The organism is Flexibacter flexilis DSM 6793, from assembly GCF_900112255.1.
GTDB lineage: Bacteria > Bacteroidota > Bacteroidia > Cytophagales > Flexibacteraceae > Flexibacter > Flexibacter flexilis.
Genome location: NZ_FOLE01000002.1, coordinates 213046 through 225477 on the forward strand (window position 1 = coordinate 213046; position 12432 = coordinate 225477).

Here is a 12432-nt window from a genome sequence, read left to right on the forward strand (position 1 = left end):
AATATTATTTATCAACTATTTATTAAAACCATGAACACCACCTTGACCTCACCAGTGGCCAGCACCGAAACGGATTTTTTGCCCATCAATGGCACTGATTATGTAGAATTTTATGTAGGCAACGCCAAACAATCGGCCTACTATTACCAAACTGCTTTTGGTTTTGAGTTGGTGGCCTACGCAGGCCCAGAAACTGGCGTGCGCGACCGCGCCTCTTACGTGCTCAAACAAAACAAAGTGCGTTTGGTGCTCACGACTTCACTCCTCCCCGACTCTGCCATCGCCAAACACGTACAGTTGCACGGCGACGGCGTGAAAGTATTGGCTCTGTGGGTGGACGATGCCGAAAAATCTTTTAATGAAACCGTGAAACGTGGCGCAGTGGCCGTACAAGAGCCTACCACGTACCGCGACGAACACGGCGAAGTTAAAATCGCTTCCATTGCCACCTATGGCGAAACTGTCCATACTTTCGTTGAACGCAAAAACTACAACGGTGTATTTTTGCCAAACTTCCGCCCAGCACAAAGCCCAATGCCTGTTACGCCTGTGGGTTTCAAGCACATAGACCACTGTGTCGGCAATGTGGGTTGGGGTGAAATGAACCAATGGGTTGATTTTTATGAAAATGTAATGGGCTTTAAATTGCTGCTTACTTTCGACGACACGGACATTTCTACGGAATACAGTGCCTTGATGTCCAAAGTAGTGTCGAACGGAAACGGCTACATCAAATTCCCAATCAATGAGCCAGCCGAAGGCAAAAAGAAATCGCAAATCGAAGAATATTTGGACTTCTATCACGGCGCAGGCGTGCAACACATCGCCATCGAAACTGATAACATTTTGCACACGGTAGCCGAACTTCGCCGCAGAGGGGTTGAGTTTTTGCACGTACCAAGCACTTATTACGAAGACTTGTTGGAACGTGTTGGCGATATTGCCGAAGATATTGCCGCCATTCGCGACCTTAATATTTTGGTGGACAAAGACGAAGAAGGGTATTTGTTGCAGATTTTCACCAAACCCGTAGAAGACCGCCCAACACTTTTCTATGAAATAATCCAACGCAGAGGCGCACGTTCGTTCGGCAAAGGCAACTTTAAGGCTTTGTTTGAATCTATCGAACGCGAACAGGCTTTGAGAGGAAATTTATAATTCGCTGAAACATTTGACAAAATGAACAAAAGAGTAGCTTTTTCGGAGGCTACTCTTTTGTTTTACAGCCCAAAATTTTCTAATTGTAAATACGATATAAACACTGCATATTTGTTGGTATTTTTACAAAACAATCTAACTTTTAAACATTATGACCGTTCCCGAAAGAACAATTAACCTTTCTGATATTCTCAAAAAATATTACAAATACCTAATTTTAGCTGTACTTATCTACTTTCCCATTTTTGGCCGTTTGGGTTTTCTACCAATTCGCATTTGGGACGAAGCAAGACTTGCCGTAAATGCCTTTGAAATGTACAAAGACGGTAGTTACATTGTTACGCATTACGAAGGCCAACCCGATATGTGGAACACCAAACCACCGCTTACTATTTGGTGCGAAGTTTTGTCTATGAAACTATTTGGCGTAAGCGAAGCAGCTTTTCGCCTGCCTTCGGCTATTGCGGCATTGCTTACTTGCTGTTTGCTTTTGTATATCTGCGTGCATTATCTGAAAAGCTTTAGATTGGGTTTCATTGTGGTCATGGTTTTGGTAACCTGTAACGGCTACATCGAAGTACACGGAACGCGCACAGGAGACTACGACTCGATGCTAACACTCTTTACCACAGCCTTTTGTTTTTTATTTTATATTTTTCTTGAAAACAATCAAACCAAATATTATTACGCTTTTTTCATTTGTGTAACGCTGGCTATTCTTACCAAAAGCGTAACGGGCTTAATGTTTGGCCCTGCGTTGGTGCTATACGCTTTGTATCAGAAAAAATTATTGGCTTTGCTGAAAAATCCACATACTTACGCAGGCTTGGCCATTGTCGCCATTTTTGCAGGCGGATATTATCTACTCCGCGAATCTCAAAATCATGGTTATTTAAAAGCTGTTTGGGTAAATGAACTTGGTGGGCGTTATGCCAATACCATAGAAGACCATAAACAACCCGTTCAATATTATTACAACAATTTCATTGATTTTCAGCTTACAGCGTGGTACTTGCTTGTGCCTTGTGGGGCAATACTTGGGTTTTATCTCAAAAATGAGCGTTTGCGCAAAATAGCTCAATATTCTACCTTGCTGGCTGTCGTATTTTTTGCAATAATTTCCAGTGCCAGCACCAAATTAGAATGGTATGATTTGCCACTTTATCCATTTTTGGCGATTCTGATTGGCGTGTGTATCAACTTTTTGTTTGATTTGGTAAGAGACATGAAAATTGTGGGTCAATATCTGTCGTACAATAGTGCACCATTAGCTTTACTTATTTTCTTATTCTTTACACCTTATCACAAAATTTTCAAGAAAACACAAAGCAAAGACGAACCACCTTATTACTACGACTACACACTAAGTCACTATTTGCAAGATGCCGCCAGCGGAAAAATTGAGTGTAATAACGACTACCTTTTGTATGAAGGATATAATGCTCAAAATTTGTTTTATGTAATGCTTTTGCAAGAAAAAGGCATCAAATTTTCGATGAAGGACTGGACTAAATTAGAAGCTGGCGATACGGTTGTAGTCTTCCAAGAGAATTTGAGAAACTACGTTTACGGAACTTATGAACACGAATGGCTTTCGGCTCAGGGTTGGGCAACACGCATCAAAATCAAAGGCAGAAAACCAACACAATAAACTAACAACCATAAAAAAGCGAGTGGGGTTAAAAGCTGAAATTCAGCTTTTAACCCCACTCGCTTTTTTATACGAAAACCCGAATTAGTGCTTGGCTACGGTATTTTGTGCCAAACTTTCGGCTGTTTCTTTTTTGAAGAAAGCCTCAAACTCGTCGATGGTCATGCTGCCCAAGTCGCCGTGTCCGTGCTTGCGAACCGAAACAAGACCTTCAGCGGCTTCTTTTTCGCCCACGATAAGCATAAACGGAATTTTGTGAACTTCCGCATCACGGATTTTACGACCGATTTTCTCGTCGCGATTGTCCATAATACCACGAATATCACTTTCCATCAGGCGAGCGTGTAGCTCATGCGCGTAGTCGGCGTATTTCTCCGAAATCGGCAATACCGCGATTTGGTCAGGCGCAAGCCACAATGGGAAGTTACCCGCACAGTGTTCTATCAACACAGCCACAAAACGTTCCAGCGAGCCGAATGGCGCACGGTGAATCATTACAGGGCGGTGTTTTTGGTTGTCTGCGCCAGTGTATTCGAGTTTAAAACGCTCAGGTAATTGGTAATCAACCTGTATCGTACCCAATTGCCACTTACGACCCAACGCATCTTTTACCATGAAATCAAGTTTAGGGCCATAAAATGCCGCCTCGCCCAATTCCGTAACAGTACGCAAACCTTTTTCGTGTGCCGATTCGATAATCGCCGCTTCCGCTTTTTCCCAATCTTCGTCAGCACCAATGTATTTAGCTTTGTTTTCGGGGTCGCGAAGCGAAATTTGGGCAGTATAGTCCGTAAAGCCTAACGCATTGAACACATACAACACCAAATCAATTACCTTAATAAATTCTTCTTTTACTTGGTCGTTGCGGCAGAAAATATGCGCATCGTCCTGCGTAAAGCCGCGCACGCGTGTAAGCCCATGAAGCTCACCGCTTTGCTCGTAGCGATATACCGTACCAAATTCGGCCAAACGCAAAGGCAAATCCTTGTACGAACGTGGTTTTGATTTATAAATTTCGCAGTGATGCGGGCAGTTCATTGGTTTTAACAAAAACTCCTCTGTCGCGTCGGGCGTTTTGATGGGTTGGAACGAATCCGCGCCATATTTTTCGTAATGACCAGAAGTTACATACAATTCTTTGCTACCGATGTGCGGTGTTACGACAGGCGAATAACCTGCTTTCACTTGTGCTTTACGCAAAAATTGCTCCAAGCGTTCGCGCAAAGTCGTTCCTTTCGGCAACCAAAGCGGCAAACCCATACCCACTTTTTCGGAGAACGTGAAAAGTTCCAATTCCTTGCCGAGTTTGCGATGGTCGCGTTTTTTGGCTTCTTCCAACAGCATCAAATATTCCTTCAATTCTTTGTCTTTCGGGAAAGTAATGCCGTAGATACGCGTAAGTTGTTTATTGTTTTGGTCGCCGCGCCAATACGCACCCGCCACGTTCATGAGCTTTACAGCCTTGATGAAACTCGTGTTCGGAATGTGTGGCCCACGACACAAATCCGTGAAGTTGCCTTGTGAGTAAAAAGTAATTTGACCATCTTCCAAACCGTCTATCAAATCCAGTTTGTACTCGTCGCCTTTTTCAGTGAAGTAAGCAATTGCCTCTTGCTTAGGCACTTCCTTGCGTACATACTCGCTTTTGGCGCGTGCCAACTCCAACATTTTGGCTTCTACGGCTTCAAAATCGTCTTGGGAGAAAGAACGTCCGCCCAAGTCCACGTCGTAGTAATAACCATTTTCGAGCGCAGGCCCAATCCCGAATTTTACATTTGGAAAAAGTGCTTCTAAGGCTTCGGCCATCAAGTGCGCCGACGAGTGCCAGAACACAGCTTTACCTTCTTGGTCGTTCCACGTAAGAAGCTGAACAGTAGCATCTTGCGTAATGGGGCGCGAAGCATCTACAACTTGGCCATTTACTTTGGCAGCCAACACGTTACGTGCCAGCCCTTCGCTGATACTGAGAGCCACATCGTAGCCCGAAATTCCCGATTCGAACTCACGTACGGAGCCGTCGGGGAGTGTAATTTTAATCATAACAACTTGATTTAAAATTAGTTGCTGCCCAAAGGTAGCGTTTTTTTATAAAAATTTCCCTCCGCCCAACAAATAGCGGATTGAACGCAAACTTAGCAGAAAAAAGCAAAAAAGGATTTTATTTTTACCAAAAAGAACAAAAAAACGCCCCCAACTTCAAAAGAAGCAGAGGGGCGCATCATCAATATAAGGGAAAGGATAGTTTTAGAACTTAACCGTGTGCATCATTTCGTTTACGGACGGCTGCCACAAAGCGCGGTCGCGTTCCGAACACGTAAAATTAAATACATACACTTTTTGTTTGCGCACCGTATATTGAATGTAGGTGTATTTTTTGATAGTCGGTTTGTCCTTTTCGGCTACCTCCGACATAAACTCAAATACCGCAAACTGCTTTTTGTTTATTTTCTCCACAGCATCTTTGCTAAACACTACATTTGTATAAAGTGCTTTGATATTGGCTCTATAAAAATCGCGCAACATCTCTACATCCTTATCACTCCAAGGCGTTGGCGTTTGAGACACGGAAAAGTCTGCTTGTGTACGTTTGTCCTGATAAGTCGCTAAATTATTGGCCGTCGGTTTTTTGATAGAAAAGCCTGAGCTTACGCCATCTGCATTTCCCGAAACCAAATTAAAAGTCTGAGGGACAGATATTTTAATTGTACTGGCAATCACCGTCGGGACTAAATTCACAGTATCAGCACTACACAAAACAGCCAATACCAACACATACAAAGGCCAAAACCAAGTTGTTTTTTTCATGTCAAAGCAATGTTATTTTTTTTCTATTATTCAAACAAAAGTAAAATTTTATTTGAGAATAGTGTGCCCCATTTTATCGCGCTTGGTGAGCAAATACTTTTCGTTATGTGGATTTGGTTTGATTTCAATAGATACATTGTCCACTATTTCAAGGCCATAGCCCATCAAGCCGACACGCTTTTTAGGGTTATTAGAAATCAAACGAATTTTAGAAATATTCAAATCGCGGAGAATTTGCGCACCTACGCCGTAGTCGCGTTCGTCCATGGCAAAGCCCAATTCGATGTTGGCTTGTACCGTGTCGCGGCCTTGCTCCTGCAATTTGTAAGCTTTTAATTTATTCAAAAGTCCGATCCCGCGTCCCTCTTGGTTCATGTAAAGGATCAGGCCTTTGCCTTCTTTCTCTACCAACTCCATGGCGGCGTGTAGCTGCTCACCACAGTCGCAACGGCACGAACCAAAAATATCGCCTGTCATGCAAGAAGAGTGCACACGTACCAAAACAGGTTCGTCGGCCTCCCAAGTGCCTTTTACCAAAGCCAAATGCGTCTCGCCTGTATTGAGTTGTTTGTAGGCAATCAGGTCAAAATTACCCCAAGCCGTTGGCATTTGTACACCAATTTCGCGCTGGATAAGTGTCTCTTTACTAATACGATATGCAATAAGGTCGCGAATCGAAACCAATTTCAGGTTAAATTTGTCTGCCACTTGGCGCAACTCTGGCAAACGTGCCATGCTGCCATCTTCGGACATAATTTCCACCAACACGCCAGCAGGAGCCAAGCCAGCCAAACGAGCAAAATCAATGGCAGCTTCCGTGTGTCCAGAGCGGCGCAACACGCCACCTGTACGGGCTTTGAGCGGGAAAATATGGCCAGGTCTGCCCAATTCTTCGGGATTCGTTTCAGGGTTTACAAGAGCCTGAATCGTTTTGGCGCGGTCGAAAGCCGAAATACCAGTCGTGCAGCCATGCCCCAGCAAATCCACAGAAACCGTAAAAGGTGTGGCATGCAAAGAGGTATTGTTGCCGACCATTAGATCAAGGCCAAGTTGTTCGCAACGGCTTTCGATGAGTGGCGCACACACCAACCCACGTCCTTCTTTGGACATAAAATTGATGATTTCAGGTGTAACCGTTTCGGCAGCACAGATAAAATCGCCTTCATTTTCGCGGTCTTCGTCATCAACCACCACAATTACTTCACCGCGTTTGATGGCCGCGATAGCCTCCTCGATAGAATCAAGTTTAATTTTTTCGGCAGACATATTTGGTTAAAATTACGTTGCGTAAATCAAGTGAATCAAAAATAGGAATATAAACAGCTAACTACAAAATAAAGAGTTAAGTTCCTTTATGCTTTCGCTCTTGCCTGTTGAATTAAAGCAAGAATAAGCCCTAAAATCAGACCAATAGATATACCAGAAATAAGTGATTTAATCAGGCGTGGAGAAGCTTGTTTTTTGAATGGCACAAATGGCTGAAGCACAATCATTTCTCTCTGATTAAAGACTAACCCATTTTTAAGAGCCTGAATTTTAACTTTCAGTTCTAATATTTTTATACCAACGGATGTAGGCTCAATAATTTGTACATTTTTCCCATTGCGAATTTGATTGTCCACATCCACTTTAAGTGCATTCAAATGCGCTATTTCATTTTCTATTTCTCTAATCTCGCGCCATGCAGTAGAATCATTCATTTCTTTGAGCATTTTTGCATGAGGATTATTGGCCAAATATAAACCTATTGCATTTTGCAGCGTATCCAAAACATCGTTATTAAATACTGTCGCAGTAATTTTAAAATTGTTTCCTTTTTTTGCATCATCCTCGTCTTTATCTTTTTCAATTTCAGCATTGATAGAAACGTTAAGAGAATTAATTTTGGTGGCAGTACTAATAGGAATATTTAATGCTTTAGCAAACGATTCATAATCTGCATTTTGTTGCATTTGATTCAAATCTCCTATTATGCTTTTTACCTGAATATCTTTCAAGTGATTTGCATAAGCAGTCATGCTACTCTCATAAGAATACTTAGCTGTATTAAAATAAATAAAACCTAATAAAGCGCCTATTACGACTGAAATAATTAAGTATTTAATATTATTTCCAACAAAGCTAAATACCGCCTTTAATATCTGGGTTAAAGAAACATCATCTGTTACTAAATTAGAATAATTATTATTTTGCTCCATATCTTTTTGGGATATCATTAAATAGGTAAAACATCGAGTTGAAAAAGGCGAAAAATACAACGCCTTTTTGATTAGATAATATATTTTCCGTAAAAAATCCGAATAAAAAAATTAGTAAAAAAATCAAATATAAGTCATCTTGTTTTTTGAACGCAAAAACCAATAAATATGCAAGTATTGCAATAAAAGTAAATAAACCAATAAATCCTGTATCCAAACACGTTTGTATGTATTGATTATGCGCATTGTACGGGTTTTTTATTGCTAAATCAAATCCGATATCATTATATTTTTGATTAAGTACTTTTTGACTATCACCAACCCCATATCCAATAAACGGAGATTCTTCTATCGCTTGTTTGGCCCCCTTCCATATCAAATAACGAACATGAACACCATTAGCCTCATTTACATTTTTTACATCGTCATACTGGCTTGTAATCAACACCTGCCTTATCATAAAATTGACTTTTGGAACAAATATTATAGTAGCTACTAATGTAAATAAGGCAACTATCAATAAGGCAACTATTTTGTACGATATTTTTTTACAGTAAACCAAATAAGTGATGTAAATAAATAATATCAAAGGAATTGATATTATCGTAATTCGAGAACTAAGCATTAGTGTAAAAATTAAAAACACAGTGCCTAATATATATCTTATATAATTTTTAAATACTGGCGTGGTAAACAATATAATGATAGTAAAAATAAAGTGATGAGCTATATAAACTCTATGTAATCCCGTTTGAAATACAAGCCCTTCACCTACATAATAATCTGGATAATAGGTATGTAATTCTAAATTAAAATAATTTCTTGCTAAATTAAACAAACAGATTGATAGCAATAGAGATGTTCCTAAAATCCATGATTTCAATACACCTATTACTTTATCATAAGACAAGGACAAAGACGAAAAAATAATAGGGAAAAAGAATAATGATAATTTTTTTTCTATTTCAAATAAGAACAATTTCTTATCCTCAGACCACAACCCAGATATTAAATAAATCAAGAAAATAATCAATAATATCAATACATTTTTATTCAAAAAAGGCTTAATACTTTTATTTATTATAGAAATTATAAGAACAGATATTACTAATAAGACAATAGATATACTATTAATTGCAATGGTTTTGGGCAATGGAATAGTAAAAGCAACTATTAATAGTAGCCAATATTGTATTTTATCTATTATCAATAACTGTTTCATTCATTTAATATTTTTTGATAATACAACTCATTATAAGCACTGCATATTTTAATAATATCAAATTTTCTTTCGCAAGTCTGACGAGACATTAATCCCATATCATATAGAGAAGTTTTATTTTGAATAAAAAATTTTATCTTATCAATAGCTTGTTCCGAATCATTAAAAGAAAATCCATTTTGGCCGTCTATTACCAAATCTTTATTTCCCATACAATTAGATAACAATAATGGCAATCCTAAATTCATAGCTTCTAATACTGAAAGAGGCAAGCCTTCCCATAAAGAAGTAGAAAGGTATAGATTTGCAGTACCCAATAAAGAATCTACTTCTTTTTTAGATTTCCAACCTGTAATTTCTATATTTTCACTAGTAAGATATTCTCTTAACTCTCCATCACCAACCCAAATAAATTTTACATTATTATTGTTTATAAAATGTTCTGCTATTTTATTAAACAGCATTGGATTTTTAGGTATAGTAATTCTTCCTGTCGTAATTATATTTAAACTATTTGTTATTTCTAATTTATTTTTTAATTCAAAATTATTCTTAATATTAGTGCCATTATAGATACAGATTGCAGGTATTCTATATTTTTGAAATTCATGCAATTCAGAATCGGAACAACACACAGATATTCCACCTAATTTAGTAGCAAATGATTCCAAAAAAATATACATTTTACGCTTAAATTCTGAAATATCTTGCATTATAAATGCCGCACCATGTGAAGTATAAATTACTTTTTTTTCTCCAAGTATCCAAGCTACAATACGACCCAAAAAACCAGCTTTAGAAGCATGTAAATGTAATACATCATGAGGTGTTTTTCTAATAAATTTTAACAATAAAACTAAAGCTATAATATCGTTAAATAGGCTAATTTCTCGCTGTGCATATTTCCAAATATAAAATTTAGTACTTTCTGGAAATCTTTTTTTTACATCCTCTACACTGCCATCAGGCCGTTGTTCACCATGAAATATAATATGCTGATGTTGAGAGAGATTATTTACCAAATGATTAATTACACTAATCGTTCCACCACCAAAAGGCTCTGTAATATGCAATACGGTTAAAGGTTTATTTTGATTCATATATTTCCTCTAAACGAGTAACGTATTTTTTTATATCATATTTTTCAACAAAAGTGTTTCTTGCATTTATGCTCATTTGCTCTCTGAGCAATGGATTTTCCACAAATTCAAGAATACTTGCGGCTAATTCCTGCGGGTTTTCAGGTTCAAAAAATAGTCCATTATACCGTTCTGTTACTACTTCTTTAAGTGTGTCTAATTCGGTAGTAATAACGGGCAAACCAGCCCTAAATGCCTCCAATAAAACCAATGGTTGGCCTTCAAAAACTGACGGTAAAACCAAAACATTGGCAATATCAATATACGCATCTGGTTGATCTTGTTTTCCTAAAAAAAAGACACGATCGCTTAGTAACAGTTTTTCTACTTGAAGCTCTAATTCATTTCTCAAATTTCCATCACCAACCAATATACATTTTAGCTTATTATCAGTAATAAGAGACATTGCATCTACGAGAGTATGCACAGACTTTGGATACTGAAGCCTACCAACAAAAATGATAATAAAATCATCGTCAGCTATATTTATTGATCTTCTAATTTGTTGTTGTTCTGCTTTAGTTCTAGGAATAATATCTGGAACCCCGTTAGGGATAATATATATTCGAGAATCAGGTAGCCCAAAATTAGATTTAACAAAATTTGCAACAGTGCTCGACACACAAACAAGTATCGCTTTTTTAGCAATAGTATATAGAAAAATACGATAGAATAAACTAATAAGCAAATCAGTTTTATTCCATTTAAAACCAGTGCTATGAATTGTAGCTATTTTTTTTACAGGTAAGCCAATTGTCGAAACCCAGCTAAACCAATCAGCATGCCCTAAGTGAGAATGTAAGACATGGGGATTTATATTTTTAATTATTCTTCTTATTTTATAAAATGCTTTCCAATCATTTGGGATATGGTATATCCTAACATTTTTAGGAAATTTATCAACTAATCCATCATAGTTTTTTAAATAGATAATATGAATTTCATGGCTCAGTGACTGTTCTTTCGCTAAGTATAATAATAATTTTTCAGCTCCACCAATACCCAAAGTTGTTATAATATGACAGATTTTCATATACTTTGCTCTGTTTTTTCTCTATAATATACAATCTGAATCAATGCAATTACAATCCACAAACAAACATGATAATACGTATCTGTAATTAGCAAATGAAATACTCCCGCAAAAAAGCCTATTAAAGCAAAACGTCGAATAGGTTGCTTCAATTTTAAAATCCGAAGTGTAATTATAACGAAGAAACCTAAAAGTAACAAAAGAGATATAATGCCAGTCTCAGCCAACACCTGAAAATAAACACTTTGATAGCTGAAACCAAAATAAGCAACCTTTCCATAAGCAATTCCCTTTCCTAACAAAGGAGAATCTAACCAATCATAAATAGCATGACTCCAAGCAGCAGTTCTCATATCTGCCGAATCTGCATTTAGTGTTATTTTAGAGGAAATCAATTCATAAAAAGCCTCAAAAGATTTTTGTGCATCAATAGGAAGATATAAATACACAATATAAAAAATTATAGCAAATATTATAGCAATACCTAGTAATCTTATAATAGATTTTGTATTTGCTTCAAATAATATTGTTACAGCACAAGCGATTAATAAAAAACCTATTCCTCCCGCAGAGGCTGTAAAAAACAATGCCGTTATATATAAAAAAGCATAAAGAAAAACCCATTTTTTATGCTCATTATATACATAATATAAGCCAAATGGAAACAATATATTCATATTTAAAGCCATAGTACTTGGTTCTTCACAAGTACCTCCAACCGATTTAAAAAATAAAAATGGATAATAAATCATTGTGTAAGTATTATCTGCAATTATAAAAAAGTTTCTAATAATAATATTAAACTTATTTAGCAAAACCCACTCAACAATAATAATAACATTAGCTAAAGTTGAAGCATAAAATATCATTTTAAAAATATACATATTCGGTATTTTATACCGAATAACTGCATATTTAAAATAAATTAGATAAATTACAAAAACAAAAACAAAAGAAAGTGTATGGTTAAAATTTTGGCTATTCATTGGGCTTCGAAAAAATGATACTATCACAAATAGTAACATTAAAATCAGCAACCAATCTTCATCGTTTTTAATGATAGATTTAGGATTATAAAGTATCGAATAAACAAGGAATGGTATAGTAATAACAAAACTTAATAATAAGAAAATAATAGGAAACCTCAACCAACCACTAAATGCCAACCAAGTCATAAAGGTGGAAAATATAATATATAAACTAAGTATAAATTTATTAAGCTGAGT

10 protein-coding genes are annotated in these 12432 nt (G+C 37.1%); 2 read left to right on the forward strand and 8 right to left on the reverse strand.

Annotated features, from left to right (window positions below):
- The first annotated feature begins 30 nt into the window (after window positions 1-30).
- Window positions 31-1158: a 4-hydroxyphenylpyruvate dioxygenase gene (hppD, locus tag BM090_RS04800; RefSeq protein WP_091508379.1), complete on the forward strand. Its 1128-nt coding sequence runs from the start codon at window positions 31-33 to the stop codon at window positions 1156-1158.
- A gap of 151 nt (window positions 1159-1309) precedes the next feature.
- Window positions 1310-2809: an ArnT family glycosyltransferase gene (locus BM090_RS04805; protein WP_091508382.1), complete on the forward strand. Its 1500-nt coding sequence runs from the start codon at window positions 1310-1312 to the stop codon at window positions 2807-2809.
- An 84-nt stretch (window positions 2810-2893) separates the two neighbouring features.
- Here BM090_RS04805 and thrS read toward each other — a convergent pair whose 3' ends face one another.
- The 8 genes from thrS to BM090_RS04845 form a co-directional block, all read right to left on the reverse strand.
- Window positions 2894-4849, reverse strand: coding sequence for a threonine--tRNA ligase (gene thrS, locus BM090_RS04810; RefSeq protein WP_091508384.1), 1956 nt, complete (start codon window positions 4847-4849; stop codon window positions 2894-2896).
- Window positions 4850-5053: 204 nt separating this feature from the next.
- Window positions 5054-5614: a hypothetical protein gene (locus BM090_RS04815; protein WP_091508387.1), complete on the reverse strand. Its 561-nt coding sequence runs from the start codon at window positions 5612-5614 to the stop codon at window positions 5054-5056.
- 48 nt (window positions 5615-5662) lie between these two features.
- A complete protein-coding gene (locus BM090_RS04820; RefSeq protein ID WP_091508389.1) occupies window positions 5663-6880 on the reverse strand; it encodes a bifunctional 3,4-dihydroxy-2-butanone-4-phosphate synthase/GTP cyclohydrolase II in 1218 nt (405 codons plus the stop codon).
- Between the two features lie 86 nt (window positions 6881-6966).
- Window positions 6967-7812 carry a hypothetical protein gene (locus tag BM090_RS04825; protein ID WP_143083870.1) on the reverse strand — a complete coding sequence of 282 codons (846 nt, stop codon included), beginning with the start codon at window positions 7810-7812 and terminating at the stop codon, window positions 6967-6969.
- Window positions 7799-9034 carry an O-antigen ligase family protein gene (locus tag BM090_RS04830; protein WP_091508395.1) on the reverse strand — a complete coding sequence of 412 codons (1236 nt, stop codon included), beginning with the start codon at window positions 9032-9034 and terminating at the stop codon, window positions 7799-7801. Before BM090_RS04830 ends, BM090_RS04825 begins: the two co-directional genes overlap by 14 nt.
- Window positions 9031-10134 (reverse strand): glycosyltransferase, encoded by a 1104-nt coding sequence (locus tag BM090_RS04835; RefSeq protein ID WP_091508398.1) that lies wholly within the window; start codon window positions 10132-10134, stop codon window positions 9031-9033. The genes BM090_RS04830 and BM090_RS04835 overlap by 4 nt, the downstream gene beginning before the upstream one ends.
- The gene (locus BM090_RS04840) at window positions 10121-11206 is read right to left on the reverse strand and encodes a glycosyltransferase family 4 protein (protein ID WP_091508401.1); all 1086 of its coding nucleotides are present in this window, start codon (window positions 11204-11206) and stop codon (window positions 10121-10123) included. Before BM090_RS04840 ends, BM090_RS04835 begins: the two co-directional genes overlap by 14 nt.
- Window positions 11203-12381 (reverse strand): O-antigen ligase family protein, encoded by a 1179-nt coding sequence (locus BM090_RS04845; RefSeq protein ID WP_221405338.1) that lies wholly within the window; start codon window positions 12379-12381, stop codon window positions 11203-11205. Before BM090_RS04845 ends, BM090_RS04840 begins: the two co-directional genes overlap by 4 nt.
- Window positions 12382-12432 lie beyond the last annotated feature (51 nt).